The 19,963-nt window shown below is 64.4% G+C and carries 15 protein-coding genes; 10 read left to right on the top strand and 5 right to left on the bottom strand.

Translation table 11 applies throughout. The features are described 5' to 3' along the window. The first annotated feature begins 23 nt into the window (after window positions 1-23). The 3 genes from thiL to ACZ1G8_RS10025 all read left to right on the top strand — a co-directional run bounded on the left by thiL (window position 24) and on the right by ACZ1G8_RS10025 (window position 4,104). The gene (gene thiL, locus ACZ1G8_RS10035; protein ID WP_472681238.1) at window positions 24-860 is read left to right on the top strand and encodes a thiamine-phosphate kinase; all 837 of its coding nucleotides are present in this window, start codon (window positions 24-26) and stop codon (window positions 858-860) included. Between the two features lie 151 nt (window positions 861-1,011). Further along, entirely contained in the window at window positions 1,012-3,114 is a 2,103-nt protein-coding gene (locus ACZ1G8_RS10030; protein ID WP_472679273.1) for a sodium-translocating pyrophosphatase, read from the top strand. 93 nt (window positions 3,115-3,207) lie between these two features. Beyond that, window positions 3,208-4,104, top strand: coding sequence for an acyl-CoA thioesterase (locus ACZ1G8_RS10025; protein WP_472679272.1), 897 nt, complete (start codon window positions 3,208-3,210; stop codon window positions 4,102-4,104). 12 nt (window positions 4,105-4,116) lie between these two features. Here the strand turns inward: ACZ1G8_RS10025 and ACZ1G8_RS10020 are convergent, their stop codons facing one another. Then, window positions 4,117-4,785 carry a DUF1190 domain-containing protein gene (locus ACZ1G8_RS10020; RefSeq protein WP_472679271.1) on the bottom strand — a complete coding sequence of 223 codons (669 nt, stop codon included), beginning with the start codon at window positions 4,783-4,785 and terminating at the stop codon, window positions 4,117-4,119. Between the two features lie 85 nt (window positions 4,786-4,870). Between ACZ1G8_RS10020 and ACZ1G8_RS10015 the strand changes: the two genes are divergently transcribed. Both ACZ1G8_RS10015 and ACZ1G8_RS10010 read left to right on the top strand, forming a co-directional pair. Then, window positions 4,871-6,037, top strand: coding sequence for a glutathionylspermidine synthase family protein (locus tag ACZ1G8_RS10015; protein WP_472679270.1), 1,167 nt, complete (start codon window positions 4,871-4,873; stop codon window positions 6,035-6,037). Window positions 6,038-6,218: 181 nt separating this feature from the next. Beyond that, window positions 6,219-8,021: a DEAD/DEAH box helicase gene (locus ACZ1G8_RS10010; protein ID WP_472679269.1), complete on the top strand. Its 1,803-nt coding sequence runs from the start codon at window positions 6,219-6,221 to the stop codon at window positions 8,019-8,021. Between the two features lie 29 nt (window positions 8,022-8,050). Here ACZ1G8_RS10010 and ACZ1G8_RS10005 read toward each other — a convergent pair whose 3' ends face one another. The 3 genes from ACZ1G8_RS10005 to uvrC all read right to left on the bottom strand — a co-directional run bounded on the left by ACZ1G8_RS10005 (window position 8,051) and on the right by uvrC (window position 11,616). Further along, entirely contained in the window at window positions 8,051-8,872 is an 822-nt protein-coding gene (locus ACZ1G8_RS10005) for a universal stress protein (RefSeq protein ID WP_472679268.1), read from the bottom strand. A gap of 124 nt (window positions 8,873-8,996) precedes the next feature. Next, a complete protein-coding gene (locus tag ACZ1G8_RS10000; protein ID WP_472679267.1) occupies window positions 8,997-9,662 on the bottom strand; it encodes a TVP38/TMEM64 family protein in 666 nt (221 codons plus the stop codon). Continuing rightward, window positions 9,655-11,616, bottom strand: coding sequence for an excinuclease ABC subunit UvrC (uvrC, locus tag ACZ1G8_RS09995; protein WP_472679266.1), 1,962 nt, complete (start codon window positions 11,614-11,616; stop codon window positions 9,655-9,657). Before uvrC ends, ACZ1G8_RS10000 begins: the two co-directional genes overlap by 8 nt. A gap of 65 nt (window positions 11,617-11,681) precedes the next feature. Here uvrC and ACZ1G8_RS09990 point away from each other — a divergent pair, with 65 nt between their 5' ends. From ACZ1G8_RS09990 to ACZ1G8_RS09975, 4 genes are all read left to right on the top strand, one after another. Then, entirely contained in the window at window positions 11,682-12,971 is a 1,290-nt protein-coding gene (locus ACZ1G8_RS09990; protein ID WP_472679265.1) for an APC family permease, read from the top strand. Window positions 12,972-12,974: 3 nt separating this feature from the next. Beyond that, window positions 12,975-14,150 (top strand): BaiN/RdsA family NAD(P)/FAD-dependent oxidoreductase, encoded by a 1,176-nt coding sequence (locus ACZ1G8_RS09985; RefSeq protein ID WP_472679264.1) that lies wholly within the window; start codon window positions 12,975-12,977, stop codon window positions 14,148-14,150. Between the two features lie 164 nt (window positions 14,151-14,314). Beyond that, window positions 14,315-15,955, top strand: a complete 1,641-nt coding sequence (locus ACZ1G8_RS09980; RefSeq protein WP_472679263.1) for a WS/DGAT/MGAT family O-acyltransferase — start codon at window positions 14,315-14,317, stop codon at window positions 15,953-15,955. Continuing rightward, a complete protein-coding gene (locus ACZ1G8_RS09975; protein WP_472679262.1) occupies window positions 15,952-16,740 on the top strand; it encodes an esterase/lipase family protein in 789 nt (262 codons plus the stop codon). Before ACZ1G8_RS09980 ends, ACZ1G8_RS09975 begins: the two co-directional genes overlap by 4 nt. Before the next feature lie 7 nt (window positions 16,741-16,747). Here the strand turns inward: ACZ1G8_RS09975 and ACZ1G8_RS09970 are convergent, their stop codons facing one another. After that, window positions 16,748-19,516 (bottom strand): TonB-dependent receptor, encoded by a 2,769-nt coding sequence (locus ACZ1G8_RS09970; RefSeq protein ID WP_472679261.1) that lies wholly within the window; start codon window positions 19,514-19,516, stop codon window positions 16,748-16,750. A 201-nt stretch (window positions 19,517-19,717) separates the two neighbouring features. Here ACZ1G8_RS09970 and infA point away from each other — a divergent pair, with 201 nt between their 5' ends. Then, the gene (gene infA / locus ACZ1G8_RS09965; RefSeq protein ID WP_007163491.1) at window positions 19,718-19,963 is read left to right on the top strand and encodes a translation initiation factor IF-1; all 246 of its coding nucleotides are present in this window, start codon (window positions 19,718-19,720) and stop codon (window positions 19,961-19,963) included.

Genomic DNA, 19,963 nt, shown 5'->3' with positions numbered 1-19,963 from the left:
ACGAGCGCGATTTCATTGCGGCGCTGCGTGCGCTGGCCAGTGATCCCGCCGCGCGCGGCCTTGAAGACGATGCCGCCGTCCTCGACTTCGGCGGCGAAAAGCTCGTCCTGACCCACGACACGATGATCGAGGGCGTCCATGTCCTCGAGGGACAGGACCCGGCGGATATCGCGTGGAAGCTCGTCGCGGTGAACCTGTCCGACCTCGCTGCGAAAGGCGCCGTGCCGATCGGCGTGCTCATTTCGCACATGCTCGGCACCGATGATCACCGCTTCGTGAAGGGCCTCGAAGAGGTGCTCGGCGAATATGGCGTCGCGCTGCTTGGGGGCGACACCGTGCGCGGCGATGGGCCGCGCAACTGGGGCTGCACCGCAATCGGGCGCGCTTCGCACGATCCCGTACCCGCGCGCAGCGGCGCCAAACCGGGAGATGCCGTCTACCTTGGCGGGCCGATCGGCAGGGCGATGCTCGGTTACGAGGCCCTACGCGACGATACCGAGGCCGACGACACGCACTATCGCAGGCCGGTCCCGCAAATAAGCCTGGGACAGGACCTCGCCCCGCATGTTTCCGCGATGATGGACGTTTCTGATGGCCTGCTCCTCGATGCCTCGCGTATCGCGGCGGCCAGCAATGTGACGCTGTCGATCGATCGGAACCTGGCCCTGCCGCTCGCGCCGGAAGGCCGGCTCGACGACGCCATGCGCTGGGGCGATGATTACGTCCTTTTGTGCACCGGATCGAAGGGTCTCAACGATCGGTTCCCCCTCACGAGGATCGGTAAAGTCGATGTTGCCGGCAACGAGCGGCTGCTTCTCGACGGCAGGCCGCCCGAAGGCGATATCGGCTACACGCACTGATTGCTGCCGAATGAGGCGTCGATAAGCGCAGATTCTTGCGTGTTTGACCCCTTGCAAGCGTATGCATGCCCTTTATACCTCTCCGCCACATATGCGCCCGGCATCTCCCATGCCGAGCGCATCAAACATATAAACGGGAGGGGAGTTTTTCGTGGACCTTGTAATCCTATCCATAGGGTTGGGACTGCTTGCCGTAATTTACGGCTTCGTCACCAGCCGCCAGGTGCTCAGTTCGGGCGCAGGCAATGAGAAAATGCAGGAAATCGCCGGCGCCATCCAGGAAGGCGCGCAGGCCTACCTGAAGCGTCAGTACACCACCATCGGCATGGTCGGCGTGGTCGTCGCCGTGCTCGTGTTCGTATTCCTTGGCCTATACCCGGCCATCGGCTTCGTGATTGGTGCCGTGCTTTCCGGCGTTGCGGGCTTCATCGGGATGAACATCTCGGTGCGCGCGAACGTGCGAACTGCTGCGGCGGCGCAAAGCGGCCTGCAGCAGGGCCTCACCCTTGCATTCCGCGCTGGTGCCATCACCGGCATGCTCGTGGCAGGCCTCGCCCTGCTCTCGATCGCCGTGTTCTTCTGGTACCTCACGAGCATCGCGAACTTCGCAGCGGATAGCGACGAAGTGGTTTACGGCCTTGTCGGCCTCGCTTTCGGCGCCTCGCTGATCTCGATCTTCGCACGTCTTGGTGGCGGTATCTTCACCAAGGCCGCAGACGTCGGCGCCGACCTCGTCGGCAAGGTCGAAGCAGGCATCCCCGAAGACGATCCGCGCAACCCTGCCGTGATCGCCGATAACGTTGGCGACAACGTCGGCGACTGCGCCGGCATGGCCGCCGACCTGTTCGAGACCTATGTCGTCACCGTCGGTGTCACCATGGTCCTGACCGCGATCCTGTTCGGTTCGGCACTGGGCGACCTGTTCATGCCGCTGATGTCGCTTCCGCTGCTGATCGGCGGCGCCTGCATCGTCACCAGCATCATCGGCACCTATTTCGTGAAGCTGGGTAAAGGCAGCACGAACGTGATGGCAGCCATGTACAAGGGCTTCATCGTCTCTGCCGTTCTGGCAATTCCGCTGATCTGGTTCGTGATCGACTACGCACTTGGCGGCGTCGGCACCGAGATTACCCGTGAGGGCGGCGCCAGCTTCACCGGCATGGACCTGTTCTGGTGCTCGGTCATCGGTCTCGCCATCACCGGCCTGATCATCTGGATCACCGAGTACTACACCGGCACGAACTATCGTCCGGTGCGCTCGATCGCCAAGAGCTCGGAAACGGGTCACGGCACGAACGTGATCCAGGGCCTCGCCATCAGCCTCGAATCGACCGCGCTTCCGACGATCGTGATCGTTGCAGGCATCATCGCGACCTTCCAGCTCGCAGGCCTCATGGGCATCGCTTACGCGGCGACCGCCATGCTGGCGCTGGCAGGCATGGTCGTAGCGCTCGACGCATACGGTCCGGTGACGGACAACGCAGGCGGCATCGCAGAAATGGCGGGTCTCGACGACAGCGTACGCGAGAAGACCGACATGCTCGACGCCGTCGGCAACACCACCAAGGCCGTGACCAAGGGTTACGCGATCGGTTCGGCGGGCCTCGGCGCGCTGGTGCTGTTCGCTGCCTACACGACCGACCTGGCGAAGCTGTTCCCCAATGCTGACGTGAACTTCAGCCTCGAGAACCCCTATGTCATCGTTGGCCTGCTCTTGGGCGCTCTGCTCCCGTACCTCTTCGGTGCGATGGGCATGACTGCCGTGGGCCGTGCTGCGGGTGACGTGGTCAAGGACGTGCGCGAACAGTTCGCTGCTGATGCGGGCATCATGGCCGGCACGAGCAAGCCGGACTATGCGCGTACGGTCGATCTTGTGACCAAGGCCGCCATCAAGGAGATGATCATCCCCTCGATGCTGCCGCTGCTCGCACCGATCGTGGTCTACTTCGCGATCGACCTGCTGGCAGGTCAGGAGAATGCCTTTGCGGCCGTCGGAGCCCTGCTCCTCGGCGTGATCATCGGCGGTATCTTCGTCGCACTCTCGATGACCGCCGGTGGCGGCGCCTGGGACAATGCGAAGAAGTACATCGAAGATGGCAACCACGGCGGCAAGGGCTCCGAAGCCCACAAGGCGGCCGTAACCGGCGACACCGTGGGCGATCCCTACAAGGACACCGCGGGTCCGGCCGTGAACCCGATGATCAAGATCACCAACATCGTCGCGCTGCTGCTGCTGGCAGCTCTCGCGGCCTGATCTAAGCGATCATAGAGCCAAAGGAGGCGGCGGCACGCAGGTGTCGCCGCCTTTTTCTTGACCCTCACGTAAAGCGCACGCACAGCCTGAAGCGTGAGTGACAGCAAGACCCCCGAACAGCTCGTTGCAGGCTTCATCCGCCTGCTGACCGTCGCCCCCGCAGGCGAGAATTCCTATACCGGCAACCAGCAACCCGGCGGTATCGGCCGCGTCTTCGGCGGGCAGGTCATCGCGCAGGCGCTCCAGTCCGCACAGGCCACCGCGCCCGAAGGATTGGAAGCCCATTCGTTGCATGCCTACTTCCTGCGCGGCGGGCGCGAAGGCGTCGACATCGACTATTCGGTTGCCGCCGATTTCGATGGTCGCAGCTTCGCCAACCGCCGTGTCGTCGCGCGGCAGGAGGGCACGCCGATCCTCAACCTGACAGCCAGCTTTCAGAAGCCGGAAGAAGGTCTCGAGCATGACGACAGCTCCATGCCCGAAGTCCCCGACCCCGAGGACCTTCCCTCCGACATGGAAATGCGGAAAAAGTTCCTCGACGAGATGGGCGAGGTCTCGGAAGTCCAGCGCAAGCTGATGACCCGTCCGCGCCCGATCGAGATGCGCACCAGCGGCAAGCTTCACTGGATGAATGCGGACAAGAAGCCGCCGCGCGCGCACAGCTGGTTCAAGGCCGCCGCGCCGCTGCCGGACGATCCCGCACTGCACCGCGCGGTCATTGCCTACGCCAGCGACTTTACGCTCCTCGGCACGTCGGCCCTGCCCCACGGCCTCAGCTGGGCCCGCGGCGAGCTGAAGGGTGCAAGCCTTGACCATGCCCTGTGGTTCCATCGCCCCGCACGCGCGGACGAATGGTTGCTTTACGCTACCGACAGCCCGTGGTCGGGTGCCGGACGCGGCTTCAATCGCGGACGAATTTTCAATCGCGCAGGCGAACTGGTCGCCAGCGTCGCGCAGGAAGGCGTCGTCAGGAAAGCGCGGCGCGACTAGGCGCCCGCCGGATCAGCCGCCGCGGCTGGATGCGGTGGCGGTGCGGCCCGAGCGGCTGTTCAGATTCCAGCCGCGGCTCTTCTCGCCGAACCCGGCGGCTTTCGCCATTGCCGAGGCAGCCTTCACCTTGGGGATGCTGCGCGGCTTTTCGAAAGCGCGTGCGCCTGCATAATACTTGCCCGGCGAACCCGCGTAGCCGAGCCGCACACCGCGGCCGGTCTGGTAGCCGCCACCCGGCGCCGAAAAGGCCGGCACGGGGCGCGACATCGCCTTGCTCCAAAGGAAAGCCGTCACGAAGGGCGAGAAGTGGCTGCGTCGGGCAGTCTGCTGTTCTCCGCCGGTCTCCTCGACGCACTTGCCCTCGCCGTACTGCGCTTCGCAATCTGCCAGTGCCTCGAAGCGCGGGGCTTCTTGCTTTGCGACCTCGACGGCCTCCTCGCGCATCTCGGAGCATTCCTCGCGGCTGAGCCCGGTTTCTTTGGCGCAGGCGAAGACATTTTCGAACACCTGCACTTCCTGTCCGGTCTCGGCATTTGCGACCTGTACCGGAGCCTTGGCCTGCTCGGCCGAAGCCTCGCCGCAGCCCGACAGCATCGCGCCGCCGCCGATGGCAGCCATCGTTGTCAGTGCAACCCTGCCCGAGCGCTTGCGCCGCTGCGAAGTAAATTCCGAATTCGTCATTGGAAGTCCCCGATTTCCCGTTATGTCTGTGGCGTTACAGGAAAAGTCCTGACAAATTCTTTGCGAAGGGGGCGCAGTTTCTACAATGCTCAGGAAAACAGTCGAAGAACGGCCGGACTGGCAGGAAACAGCGCGCGCCAACGGTTTCGTATTTCACCACGTCGACGGAGATCTCTACTGGGACGAACGCGCCTGCTGGCAGTTCACCCTGAACGAGGTGGAAAAGCAGATCGAGGATCCCTCGACCGAACTCTACGCCCTGTGCCTCCAGCTCGTGGACGAGGTCTGCGAGAGCCAGGAGCTGATGGAGCGGCTCGCCATACCAGACGCGATGCGCGATGTCGTGGCTTCGAGCTGGCGCGATGGTGATCCCTCGCTCTACGGTCGCTTCGATTTCGCCTATGACGGCTCCGGCCCCGCCAAGCTGCTCGAATTCAACGCGGACACGCCCACCAGCATCTACGAGACCGCCTTCTTCCAGTGGGGGTGGCTGGAGGACATGATCGCACTCGGCCGCCTCCCGCAGGACGCCGACCAGTTCAACCGGTTGCACGAGGCCCTGATCGAGCGTTTCGGAGTGATCCTCGAGGCCGGCAGCCTGCTCCACTTCTCCGCCGTGGAGGACCACATCGAGGACCGCGCGACGGTCGCCTATCTCGAAGACCTTGCCGGGCAGGCAGGCATGGAGACCCGCTTCCTCGACATCTCTTCGATCGGCGTCACCGACGACGGGCGCTTCGTCGACCAGGAAGGCTACCGCATCGGCGCCCTGTTCAAGCTTTACCCATGGGAAGACATGCTGCGCGAGAGCTTCGCCGCACATGTCGCCGGCAGCGAGACGCTGTTCATCGAGCCAGCGTGGAAGGCAATCCTCTCGAACAAGGCGATGCTTCCCCTCCTGTGGGAGCGCAACAAGGGTCATCCCAACCTACTGCCGACGTTCTTCGAGTACGCGCCCGAGGGCCGCGACCTGTCGCGGGGGCCCCATGTGCGCAAGCCCTTCTTCAGCCGAGAGGGCGCCGACATCTCGCTCTACGACGGCGAGCGCCGCCACCGCGGGCCCGACGAGGGCTATGGCGCGGAAGGCGCGATCGTCCAGGCCTTCGCTCCGCTCGCCCGGTCGGGCGAGAACCACGCGGTGATCGGTAGCTGGATCGTCGGCGACGAGGCCGTCGCCATGTCGATCCGCGAGGACGCAAGCCCTATCACGAGGGACCTCGCAAGGTACCTGCCGCATGTGATCCTTGGGTGAAGTAAAATAACACAAGCCAAACCCCTCCCACTCGTGTAGGGGCGCGGCCAACCAAGGTCGCGTGGGAGCCGAATATCGGACGCGCCGGCCGTTTGCTGCCATAACGAGCGGCCTCATCCCTGCCCTGTTTCCTGCCCCGCGGCGCGTTTCGCTGCGGCGCCTATTCGTATTGCGAGCCAGAATGTCTTTCGAAACCCTGCCGCCGGTCATCGCCGATGCCCTTTCCGCGCGCGGCTATACCGCCCTCACCCCGGTCCAGGCCGCAGTCATCGAGCCGGAGGCGCATGGCCGCGACCTGATCGTCTCGGCGCAGACCGGTTCGGGCAAGACCGTCGCCTTCGGCCTCGCCATGGCCGAAACGCTGCTGGCCGAGACCGCCAGTCTCGCGCTCGTAGAAAGCCCGCTGCTGCTCGTTATCGCGCCGACGCGCGAGCTGGCGCTGCAGGTCAGCCGTGAGCTCGGCTGGCTTTATGCGGGTGCTGGTCTGCGCATCGCGACCTGTGTCGGCGGAATGGATGCGAGCAAGGAACGCCGTGCACTGCGCGCGGGCCCTGCCATCGTGGTCGGTACGCCGGGGCGCCTGCGCGACCATCTCGAGCGCGGCGCGCTGGACCTGTCGGGTCTTGCGGGCGTGGTGCTCGACGAGGCGGACGAGATGCTCGACATGGGCTTCCGCGAGGACCTTGAGGAGATCCTCGACGCGACGCCCGAGAGCCGCCGCACACTGCTGTTCTCGGCCACCATGCCGCGCCCGATCGTGCGTCTTGCCGAGCGCTACCAGAGCGATGCACTGCGCCTCAGCCTCGTCGGTGAAGACCGCGGGCATGGCGATATCAGCTACCAGGCGATCACCGTCTCGCCCGCCGAGGTCGAGCACGCGGTGGTCAACCTGCTGCGGTATCACGAGGCGGAGACGGCGATCCTGTTCTGCGCGACGCGCGACAATGTCCGCCGCTTCCATGCGACGCTGCAGGAACGCGGCTTCGCCGTGGTGGCGCTCTCGGGCGAGCATTCGCAGAGCGAGCGCAACCAGGCGCTGCAGGCTCTGCGTGACCGGCGCGCACGCGTTTGCGTCGCCACCGATGTCGCCGCGCGCGGTATTGACCTGCCGACGCTGAGCCTCGTCATCCATGTCGAGATTCCGCGCGATGCCGAGACGCTCCAGCACCGTTCGGGTCGTACGGGGCGCGCGGGCAAGAAGGGTACGGCGGCGATCATCGTACCCTACAACCGTCGTCGCCGGGTCGAAGGCATGCTGCGCGGCGCGAAGATCGAAGCCGAGTGGATGGACGCCCCCACGCCCGAACATATCCGCGCAAAGGATCGCGCGCGCCTGATGGAGACGCTCACCGCGCCGGTCGAGTTCGACGAATACGACCGCGAGTTGGCCCGCGAACTGATGGAAAAGCGCTCGGCGGAAGACATCGCGGCGGCGCTGGTGCAGTCGCATCGCGCGAAGATGCCGCAGCCCGAGGAGCTCATCCCGAACACGCCCGAGGCACGCGATAAGGCCAAGGCCGATCGCCATCGCCCCGGTTTCGAGGACGTGGTCTGGTTCAAGATCGGTGTCGGCCGCCGCCAAAACGCCGAACCGCGCTGGATCCTGCCGCTGCTCTGCCGCCGCGGGCACATTACGCGCAACGAGATCGGCGCGATCCGCGTCGGCCAGTTCGAGACCTGGTTCCAGGTGCCCACGGCCGTCGCGTCCAAATTCGCCGAGGCGGTCGCACGCACCGCGTCGCAGGAAGACGAGCAGGACGCGATCCTGATCGAGGAGGCACCCGAAGGTCCGCGTATCGAGGCGCGCCAGAACCGCCGCGATCGCCATGAAGGCGGTCCGCGCGTGCGTCCCAAGCCTTACTCCAAGGGTTCGCACAAGGGCCCCGGGGGCAAGAAACCCGGTGCTCCCTTCAGGAAGGGCCCCAAGCCGTCGGGCAAGAAGTTTGCCGGAAAGCGCAAGCCGGGCGGCAAGCCGCGCAGCTGAAACTGCGCAGTTGCCTTGCTGCTCAGTCCCTAGTGCTTGAGCAGCAGCGGGATACGCACGTCCGCTAGCATGGCGCGCGTTACCCCGCCGAAGATCCATTCTGCGACGCGCGTCCTGCCATAGGCGCCCATCACGATGAGGCCGGCCCCGCGAACCTCTGCGGCATTGAGCAGCGTGTGGGCCGTTCCCTTCGCATCGGGCTCGAGCTCGACCACTTCGCTGCTTATGCCGTGGTGCGAGAGATAGTCTGCGCCGCGTACCGGTGGCAGGTCGAAGCGGTCGCGCTTGGCGGGTTTCTCCTTGCGCACCGTGGCAAGATAGACCGTGCTCGCCCGTTTGAGCAGCGGAACGGCTGCCCGCAGCGCATGAGAGCTTTCCGCCGATCCGTCCCAGGCGACCAGCACCGGTTTGTCCGGATCGAGGCGCTTGCAATCGTCCGGCAGGACCAGGACCGGGCAGTTCGCGGTCACCGCGAGTTCGCCGGCAGTGAACGAAGGTGCCTTGCCGTTCGATGTAGGCTCGCGCTCGCCGAGGATGACGAGATCGCTAAGCGAGGAACGCTGCAGCAGCGCCAGCGACACCGGCCCCGCTTTCTCCACCCAGTCCCACGGCACGTCTTCGTTCGCGAGGTCCTTTTCGGTCTCCTCGCGCAATGTCTGCACCTGCTCGCGCCAGACCGGCACCATGGCCGCAAAGGCGGCACCATAAGGATCGATCGCCGCCGATGCCTCGTAGGGAATGGCGGCAAGAACCGTCAGGTGACTGTCGAATGCGCGCGCGAGGTCAAGCGCCGCGTCGAGCCTACGCGAATGGCCCGCATCGGCATGGGCGTTGAAGAGAATGGTTTTCATCGCAGATCTCCCGGTTGACAGGCTGATCGAGGACAAATCTCCTCTCCAGCATTGCCATCAGGCTAGGCTGCGACTTGCAGCGCTTCATTGATCCAGCGCAATTTCCGCAAAAAAGGGATCCGCATCAGGGCTTCTTCGAAAACAGCCTGACGAGCGCGTAGGCAATGCCGCCGGCCGCCGGGATTCCGAGCGTTGCGATAAGCATGAGCCGCTCCGGATCGCTGGCACCGATCGCCCCACCCAAGCCGGTATATGCGAGCGCCAGGACGGTATTCGCGCTCCCGATCGCAATCAGGAACCGTCGGAAGGAATAGCGCGCAATTCCGGCGGCGATCAGGATGACTTCACCGACGACCGGAACCGGGCGGGTAGCGAAAAGCAGCAATGCGGAAATGCCTGCTGCGCGCTTTTCTGCAGCATCGAGGTCGTCGCTGCCGAGCAAGCGGCGGGCCAGCGGCCGACCCGCGAAGCGACCGATGGCATAGGCGATGCAGCTTGCCGCCATTATGCCCAGCCAGGTTGCCGCAGCGGCAAGCGGCCAGCTCAATGCGGTGCCCGCAAGCGCGCCGATCAGCCCGTGCGGGATCAAAGCGACGCTGTCGAGCGCAAGCAAAAGGATCACGGCGATGAATGCCGCCGCGGCGCTTTGCGAGCCGAGGTTTCGGGCGATATCGACGAGCTGGTCTCCGAACGGCAGAATGATCAGGATCGGCAGGACGAACAGCGTCACGGCCAAGCCGCCGATCCTTAGCCAGCGGCGCAGCGGAGTGAGTTCCTCACCCTCACGCATGGTAGAAATCGTAAATCTGCTGTGCGACACCCTCGCTGATCCCCGGGGCACGCTTGAGATCGTCGAGCGCCGCGGCACGAACCTTCCCTGCAGTGCCGAAATGCAGCAGCAGGGCGCGCTTTCGCGCTGGGCCGATGCCGGGGATCTCGTCGAGCGGCGATGCGGTGATCGCGCGGCTGCGTTTGGCGCGGTGTGCGCCGATGGCGAAGCGGTGGACCTCGTCGCGCAGGGTCTGGAGGTAGAACAGTAGCTGTGAATTGACCGGCAGCGTCTTCTCGCGCCCGTCGGGGAAGTGGAACACTTCGCGACCCTCACGGCCGTGATGCGGTCCCTTCGCGATCCCAATGACGGGGACTTCCTCAGCAATGCCGAGGTCTTCGAGCACTGCCATAACAGAAGAGACCTGTCCCTTGCCGCCGTCGATCAGCAGGAGGTCGGGCCAGATAGCCTCGTGGCCCTTGCCCTTGGGCGCGTTCTCGTCGTCGCGCTCGGTTTCGGCGAGCTTGCGGAAACGGCGCGCCATGACTTCGCGCATCATGCCGAAATCGTCGTTCGTCTGCGCCTGCTTGATGTTGAACTTGCGGTATTGGCCCTTTTCGAAGCCTTCCTGCGAGGCGACAACCATCGCTCCTAGCGCCTTGTCGCCCTGGATATGGCTGTTGTCGTAGATCTCGATACGCTGCGGCACTTCGTCGAGTTCAAGGAACTCGGCCAGCTCGCGCATGCGCTGCGCCTTGGTGCCGCTTTCGGCCAGCCGCCGTTCGAGCGCCTCGGTGGCGTTGCGCGAGGCCTGCTGCATCAGCTTGCGGCGGTCGCCGCGCTGCGGGATCGAGATGACGACGGCGTGGCCGGCCTTCTCCGCCAGCGCCTCGGCAATCAGCTCTTGCTCGGCCAGTTCGCGATCGACGAGGATGGTCTTGGGCGGCGGCACTTCCTCGTAGAATTGCAAAAGCACGTCGGAGAGCACCTCGGGATACTCTAGATCGCCCGTGTTCTTCGGGAAGAAGGCCTTGTGGCCCCAGTTCTGCCCGCCGCGGATGAAGAAGGCCTGCACGCCGATCTGCCCGCCCTTGGCTGCAAGAGCGAACACGTCCGCATCGCCGACGCCGCTGGCGTTGATCGCCTGCGAGCCCTGAATGAAAGTCGCCGCGCGGAGCCGGTCGCGCAGGATCGCCGCGGTCTCGAAATCGAGATCCTCGGCAGCCTTCGCCATCTGCTTTTCGATATTGGCCTGCACGGCGCCGCTCTTGCCCGACAGGAAGTCTTTCGCTTCGTTGACGAGGCTCTCGTAACCCGCCTCGTCGATCCGGCCGACGCATGGCGCCGAGCAACGCTTGATCTGGTAGAGCAGGCATGGCCGGTCGCGATTGTTGAAGAAGCTGTCGGTGCAGCTCCTCAGAAGGAACAATTTCTGTAGCGCATTCAGCGTCTTGTTGACCGAACCGGCGCTGGCGAAGGGTCCGTAATAATTGCCCTTCGCCCGACGCGCGCCACGGTGTTTCTGGATGCGCGGGAACGCGTGGTCGGCGCGCAGGAGAATGAAGGGAAAGCTCTTGTCGTCGCGCAGCAGCACGTTGAACGGCGGGCGATATCGCTTGATCAGCTGCGCCTCGAGCAGCAGCGCCTCGGCCTCCGAATTGGTGACCACGATCTCCATCGCGCGGCACTGGCTGACCATGCGCTGGAGACGGTTCGACAGCCCCTTCACCTGCGTGTAGTTCGCGACGCGTGCCTTCAGGCTGCGCGCCTTGCCGACGTAGAGCACGTCGCCGCGCGTATCGAGCATGCGATAGACACCCGGACGCGGTTTCAGCGTCTTCACCGTCTCGCGGATGACCGTGATCCCGGTTTCGAGATCCGGCTGCGCGCTGGCCACGACTTGGCGCGCGCGTTCCTCGTTGAAACGCTCCTTTCCTCTCGGATCGTTTGGAGAACCTGCCTTGCTGCGCGACATGGAGGTGGAGATAGTGCGCTCGCATCGCTTGTGCAAAGCCGCGTTTGCCGCCATCCCCTGCCGCCATGGACGGGAAACACATCGCACCGCCGCGCACGGTCGGCTTTGCCGGCATGTCGCTACTCCAGATTAACGGTATGATCGGGTCGGGCATCTTCGCCCTTCCCGCAGTCCTGGCCGCCGGTGTCGGCAGCTTTGCGCCCGTCTTGATGCTGCTGGGCGGCGTCCTGTTCCTGCCGCTCGCGTTGGTCTTCGCTTGGCTGGCCGCACGTTTCGATATGAGCGGCGGACCTGTGCTGTACGGCAAGACGGCATTCGGCAGCTTTGCCGGCTTCCAGGCAGGCTGGGGGCGTTACGCCTCCGGCGCCGTCGCGATGGCCGCGAACACGCACGTGATGGTCGCCTATTTCGCAGCGATCTTCCCGGCGCTCGAAGACCCGACGCTTGCCACCATAACGGCTGTGGCAGTGATTGCCGGGCTGACCGTGATCAACCTCTTCTCCATGCGCGGATCGGTGAACGCGCTCGGCGGGCTGACCGCACTCAAGCTCGTCCCGCTCGCCATCCTGATCGCCGCGGCGGTGTTCGGCAATTATGGTTCGCCCGACATCGTCCTGCCCGAATTCAGCCAGGTCGAGACGGTCGTCCTCCTGCTGTTTTACGCCTTCATCGGGTTCGAGGGTGTGACCGTGCCAGCAGGCGAATTGCGCGATCCCAAGCGCGACCTGCCGCGCGTGCTCATAACCGTGCTGGCAGGCGTGACGCTGCTCTATGCAATCATCATCTGGGCCTATCTCGCCATCGGTGCCTCGCCCAATGCCGACGAAAGCGCGCTCGCCGCCTCGGCGCAGGCCGCGCTCGGCGACTGGGGCACGCTCATGATCGTGCTGGGTGCAGGCTTCTCGATCCTCGCTAACAGCTTCTCCGGGGTCGTCGTGGTGCCGCGCATGGCCTATGGCATGGCGCAGCAGGGCATGCTTCCCGAATGGTTCGAGCGTATCCACCCGCGCTACCTCACGCCCGCAAACGCGATCCTGTTCTACGGCGCGGCATCCTGCCTTTTCGCCATGTGGGGCGGTTTCCTCGTGCTTGCTGCAGCGAGTACGCTCTCGCGCCTCCTCACCTATTGCATCACCGCCGCCGCCCTGCCGGTGATCGAGCGCCGAGAAGGCGTCTTCAGCGCCTTCCGCGCCATCGTCGCCCTGCTCGCGCTGGCCTCCTCGATCTGGATTTCGAGCCATGCCAGCGCAGAAGCCTGGACGATGTTCGGCGTGCTGCTGGTGGTCGGGACCCTGCTCTACTTCGTCGCTGCGCGGCGAGAAGGTCCGGACGAACCGGTCGCCAAGACCGGTTGAGCGATGCCTGAAAGTTTCGATGCAATTGTCCTAGGTGCCGGTGCAGCCGGGCTGATGTGCGCGGCGCGTGCGGGCCTGTTGGGCAAGCGCGTGCTCGTGCTCGAAAAGGCGGAAAAACCGGGCAAAAAGATCCTGATCTCGGGCGGCGGGCGCTGCAACTTCACCAATATCGGTGCGGGTCCGGGCAACTACCTTTCCGGCAATCCGCACTTCGCCAAGTCTGCGCTGGCCCGCTACACAGCGCGCGATTTTCTCGAGCTGGTCGAAAGCTACGATATCGCATGGCACGAAAAGACGCTGGGCCAGCTGTTCTGCGACGGCTCATCCAGGCAGATTGTCGAGATGCTGCTCGAGGAATGCGCGAAAGGCGATGTCGAGGTGCGCTGCAACGCCGAGGTGACCGCCGTCGAGCAAGATGGCGGACGCTTCGCCGTTATGGCCAATGGCGAGATCGTGACAGCACCGGCTCTGGTGATCGCAACTGGCGGACCCTCGATCCCCAAGATGGGCGCAACCGGCTTTGCCTATGACCTCGCCCGCCAATTCGGCCTCAAGGTCGTCGAGCCGCGCCCTGCCCTCGTCCCGCTGACCCTAGGCGGCGAAGAGGTCCTGTTCCGCGAGATTTCCGGCGTGTCGGCACCCGTTGTCGCCAGTTCCGGAAAGGCAAGCTTCCCCGAAGCCGCGCTATTCACCCATCGCGGGCTTTCCGGCCCCTCGATCCTGCAGGTCTCATCCTACTGGAAGCCGGGAGAGGATGTCGCCATCGACTTCCTGCCCGAGAATTCGGGCGACTGGCTGCTCGACCGGAAGCGCGAGGCGCCTCGCGCGAGCATGCGATCCGTCCTGCGCGAGGCATTGCCCGACAGGTTGGCCGACATCCTTGCCGAGAAGCTCGGCGTGGATACCGAGCTGGGCAATGCGAGCGACAAGGCCCTGCGCGGTGCACAGGGCCGGCTGAAGCGCTGGACCTTCCGGCCCAGGGGCACGGAAGGCTTCGCCAAGGCCGAAGTCACCGTCGGCGGGATCTCGACCGCGGAGCTCTCTTCCAAGACCATGGAGGCGAAGAAGGTGCCGGGCCTCTTCGCAATCGGCGAAGCGGTCGACGTGACCGGTTGGCTGGGCGGTTACAACTTCCAGTGGGCCTGGGCGAGCGGTGTCGCGGCAGGCGAAGCGCTGTAACCTCCTGAAACTGCTACGGCAGGCGTTGACCGCTGCGGCAAGTTGACCGCTTTCGGTGCTCTGCTAGCCTCCACAGCTTCGGACCTGCGGAAAAGCAGGCCGTTTGAAGGAGAGGTTACCCCGCGCTCAAGCAGCGAAGTGGTAGCGCAGAAAGGACACGCCTGATGCAGCAGCTTCAGGGCATGGATGCCAGCTTCGTTGCGCTCGAAACGCGCAATTCGCCGATGCACATCGGCTCGATCCTGATCTACAATCCGGCCACTGCGCCCGGCGGTTTCGTCCGATTCAAGGACATCCTCGGCTTCATCGAGAGCCGCCTGCAGCTTTCCACCACCATGCGCCAGCGATTGGTGCGCGTGCCGTTCGACCTCGACTATCCCTACTGGATCGAGGATCCGGATTTCGACCTCGAGTACCATGTCCGTCATGTGGCGCTGCCCGAACCTGGTGACTGGCGCCAGCTGTGCATCCAGGCAGCGCGCGTCTTCGCCCGCCCGCTCGATCTCGACCGGCCACCGTGGGAAATCACTGTCGTCGAAGGCCTCGACAACGTCGAGGGCATCCCCAAGGGCTGCTATGCCTACATCACCAAGGTCCACCACTCGGCCATCGACGGGATGAGCGGGATCGACCTTATGGAAGCCACGCACACGCTGCGCGCGGACGAACCGCCGCCGCCCGGCCCGGACGACTGGAAACCTGAAAAGCTGCCCAATCCGGTCGAGCTTCTCGGTCGAAGCTACATGAACGCGATCACCAACCCGCTGAAACAGCTGGAAGTCGCTGCCAAGGCCGCGCCGGGCCTCGCCAAGGCGCTCAAGGGTCTCGCCGCGAAGGATTTCGATCTCTCGACCGAGATGATGGCGCCCAAGACACGCTTCAATCGCAAGATCAGCCCGCACCGGGTGATCGAAGGTGTCAGCGTGCCCCTGTCCGATATCAAGGCAATGCGCACGGCTGCAGAAGGCGCCAAGGTCAACGACGTCTTCCTCGCCATCATCGGCGGCGCGATGCGGCGATACCTGCTCGACAAGGACGAGCTGCCGAAGAAAACGCTGACCGCCATGGCGCCGATCTCTGTCCGGGCGAAGGACGAGAAGAATTCGATGGGCAACCAGGTGGCAGCGATGATCGCCCCGCTCGGGACGCATATCGAGGACCCGGTGGAGCGCCTCGCCTGGGTGCATGACCGGACCAAGAACTCCAAGGCGATGACAGATGCGCTGGGCGCGCGCAACATGACCGAGATGAGCAAGGCGAGCCCTGCTCTGTTCATGGCGCTCGGCGCGCAGCTCTATTCGCGTCTCAGCCTTGCCAATCGCGGCGTCGGCCCGATTTTCTCGACTGTCGTGACCAACGTGCCCGGTCCGCCCATCCCGATCTATTCCGCCGGTGCCCAGATGGAGAGCATGATGGGCCTGCTCTGCCTGACCGACGGCCTCGGCCTCGGTCACGTGGTGCAAAGCTATACCGACGAGGCGACGATCGCTTTCACTGCCGACCGGGAAATGATGCCCGATCCGGAATTCTACCGCGAATGCATAGAGTTGAGCTTTGCTGAGCTACGCGATGCCGCGAAATCTGCGGAAAAGCCCGCTCCGGCTACCAAAAAGAAACCACAAGCGCCTAAGAAGGGTGCGACCAAGCCCGCCGCGAAGAAGCGGGCAACGCCGAAAAAGAAGGCCCCCGCAAAACCCGCCCCTAAAAAGAAGGCAGCGGGGGGCACAAAGAAGGTCGCCAGCCGTACAAAGACCGCAAAAGGCACGACGGCTGCCCGGCAAGGGAAAGGAACAACCAAAAAGTGACCACTGTCACCGCAATCCCCGACGCGGCTCGTCCGCCCAGCCGTCTCCTCCTGCTCGCCGAGCCCGGACGGGCTTTCGGGGAACTCGCCAGCTTCTATGCGCTGCGTCCGCTGCTGAACGGATTGCCCCGCGGAGACGGGCACGGCGTACTCGTCCTGCCCGGCTTCATGGCAGGCGATACCTCGACCGCTCCGCTGCGCCGGCTGCTGTCCGACCTCGGTTATGATGCGAAAGGATGGAACCTCGGCCGCAATGTCCGCGTCGACAATGCGCGGATCGAAGCGATGATGGGCTGCGTGGAAGAGCATTTTGATCGCACCGGCCGCCCGATCAGCATCGTCGGCTGGAGCCTTGGCGGTGTCTTCGCACGCGAACTGGCCAAGATGGCACCCGAGAAGGTGCGTCTCGTGATCAGCCTCGGCTCACCGATCACCGATGACCGCCGCCACACCAATGCGACGCGGCTGTTCGAATATCTGAACGGCAAGGAGCCCGAGCCGATGCAGGACGGCAATTTCCGCAGTCTTGCCGAAGCTCCGCCCGTGCCCACGACCTCGATCCTGACGCGGACCGACGGCGTGGTTCACTGGCGCGGTTCGGTCCAATGCGACGACCGCGAGGATTGTGAGAACATCGAAGTGGTCGCGAGCCACTGCGGCCTCGGGGTCAATCCAGTCGTGGCCTATGCCGTGGCGGATCGCCTCGCGCAGGAGGAAGGTGCCTGGAAGCCCTTCGAGGCGCAGGGCCTCGCCAAGCTGTTCTTCCCCAAGCGGGCGCTGCACTGAGCCTTCGCTAGAACGCTTTCCGGATATCGATGCCTAGATAGCGGCCCGTCGGGTCGATCCTGAGCGGCTGGAAGGCTTCGGGCACATCGCCATTGCCATCGGTCACACGTCGGCGTGCATCGAACACATTGTTGGCCAGGAGCGATACACGTAGTCCTTTCAGCCAGCCGTCCTCGGCCTTGGTGACTTCGCCGAGATCGGCGAACAGGCGAATGTCGAAGGTTGCGAGGTCACCGTAGAACAGGTCGCTCGCACCCGCCACGTCGCCGCCACGGAGCACCGCATCGCCGACATAGCGACCGGACAGGCGCATGCCGTAGCCTTGCCAGAACACGCCGGCCTCGAGCCGCGAGGACTGTTCGGAAATGGCCCCGCCGCCGATCACGAAACCATCGAGCTGGTCGAACAGCGGGCCGCCTTCGGAAAGTAGCACTTCGTTCTCGAGCGTGACCGTGTGGTTGAGCGACAGGAAGTAGCGCGGGCGCGTGTCGTTCGGATTGCCGCCGAACATGCGCGCCATGCCTCCTCCGCGACGCCCGCCGGGGCGGTTCTGGCCTTCGCCCTCCGCAGCTTCAGAAGAACACATACGCTCTCGCGCCGCTTTCAGCTTTTCGGGATCGATCTCGCCGTCTTCACCGAGCAGCCTTTCACGCATGCGTTCGGGCAATGCGTCGAGCTTGGGCGGATCGGTGCAGAGCGCCTCGCGCATGGCGGCAAAGCGCTTGGCGCGCTCGTCGGCTTCCTCGCCGCAGAAGCGTTCGCGGGCTGCGGCGATCTTCTCAGGGTCCGGATTACCATCCGCGTCGAGCAGGCGCGCACGGAACATCTCGGGGATTTTGGAGAGGTCGGGCGTTTCGCCTTCCGGCGTTTCACAGAAGACCTTGCGCATCGCTTCCATGCGCGCGGGATCGAACCCGCCTGGAGGTCCGCCTCTCCGCTCGCCCGAGGGAGGCCCGCCGGGGCGACCCTGTCCGCGTTCGCCGCGCTGGGGACGCTCGGGCGCCTTGCCGATCTGGCCGCGTGTGTTGAAACCGAAGGAAAGGATGCGGCTGCGCGTCTGGAACAGGGTGAGCGGACGGGTGTCGATCGCGAGCAGCTGGCCAGCGGAATCGCGCGTGACCCGGTCGGGAAAGGCTTCTTCGAAAGCGGAACTGAATGACGGGTTTGACGTCACGTCGCGCGAACGGTTGATGCCGTAATCGGCCTGCAAGCGCGCATTCTCCCAGAACGGCAGCTGCCAGTTGGCGCTAAATTTCCAGTCTGTCTGGGTTTCGCCCCGAAGATTCGGATTGCCGCCCGAGATGACCGTGGCGAGCACGGTCTCGCCGGTCGTGAAGTCAAACACGGTCCGGTTGGGGCTTTCGATCTGCGGACTGCCGAGGCTGGCGAGGCCGGGAGCCACTTCGCGCCAGATGCGCGTAGCGCTTAGATTCAGCTTCTCGGTCGGCGACCAGTTCACGCCGAGGTTCCAGTTCGCGAGCGTGCCGAAGTCCGAAAGATCATCGACCCCGCCCGAGAAATTGACGTTCACCCCGCCGATAGGGCCGCCGCGCGCGAGGACCGGCGCGTTGATGTTCACGCCGTAATTCAGCCGGCTGCGATCAAGCTCGAGGGCGCTCGCACTTCGCGAATCCTCGCTTTCGAGGCGAGTCCAGTCGAACCCAAGGTCGAAGGTCATGGTAAGGTCGCCGGCCGGCAGCTGGATCGGATAGCCGGAGAGCGTCAGGTCGTTTGCAACCGAATAGGTCTTGCTGAGCGCGGTATCGAAGCCGGAAGCGTCCGCCCGGTCGATGGTAGTGTCGCTTTTCGTGAGATTGGCGTCGCTCGTGAAGGTCGCGGTCCAGTCGCCAATGGGCTGGCCGATCGTTGCGCCTGCCGAATAGCTGTCGGTCTCGCTTTCTGTCTCGAGCACCGAAATCCCATCGAGCGAAAGGCCGTTGAGGGACCGGCTTTGGTTGTGAGCGAAGGTTCCGTTGAGGCTGAGCGAGGTGCCCGTATCGGCGTAGGCGCGGGCATAGTTCGCTTCCACCTGAACGCCCGCCGTATCGGAGATCAGGCTGCGGAAGTCGGCTTCGCCCGGTGCGGTCGCAATGCTTAGGCCGCGCTCCGCCTCGGTCAGCAGGCTGCGATCCTGCAATTCGATATCGAAATTGAGCCTGCCCTTCTCGCCGATCCTGAGCCAGGTCGCTTCCTGCTCGGTGCGCGAATAGCCGCCACGACTGGGCTGTTCATATTCGACCTCCGCAGTCAGCGCCTGGAAATTGGGCTTGAGGACGATGTTCACCACGCGCTGGTCGGGCGAATAGCCGAAGCGCTGGGCGACTTCCTCATCGAAAACCTCGACCTTGGCGACTGCCTCGGGCGGATAGCTGCGGAACTCGCGCCAGCTCGATACGCGGATGCCGTTGATGAGGAAGACTGGGCGTCCGCCCCCACGATTGCCGCGAGCGGCGCTGCCTGTTGTCGGTTCGATGGAGGCAATCACGTCCGCGATCGAGCTCGCACCGAAAGCGGCAATGTCCGCCTCGTCATATTCGGCAATCGGGGGCTGGTCGATCGTTAGCTGTCCCTTGAGGCGCGTGCCGAAGACGACGATGTCGCCATCGTCGAGGACAGGAGCATCTGCTACCGAAACGGGCTGCGTGTCGTCCGCCGGCTGCTGCTCCTCGGGCTCTTGCGACTGCGCAGGCGCGTCCTGCGCAAGGACCATGCCCGGATGCGCGGTGACGGCGACAGTGAGGGCTATCCACGATGCTCTGGTACCAAAGAAGATCAAGAATTGCCTTCCGAATTCGATTGAATTGGTCCCCTCGACCGGCATGTCGACCAAGAAGTGGCTCTGCACAAGCACTTGCCGTGTAACGCTTCGTCGCAGCAGCCTTGCAATGACCTGAATGCGGAAGTCTTTCCTTTTATCCCGCCTCCGGCTATGGGCGCCCGACACAAATCGACCAACTGCACAGAATCAAGGAAACGAATGGCCAAAGAAGAACTTCTCGAAATGCGCGGGCGCGTTGTGGAACTGCTGCCCAATGCCATGTTCCGCGTCGAGCTCGAGAACGGCCATGAAGTGCTCGGCCACACGGCCGGCAAGATGCGCAAGAACCGCATCCGCGTGCTCGTCGGCGACGAAGTGCTCTGCGAACTGACGCCTTACGATCTCACCAAGGCTCGCATCACCTACCGCTTCATGCCCGGACGCGGCGGCCCCGGCCCCCAGTAA

The sequence above is a fragment of the Qipengyuania sp. BR81-2 genome (assembly GCF_055693895.1).
This window is presented reverse-complemented; position numbering and strand designations above follow the sequence as displayed.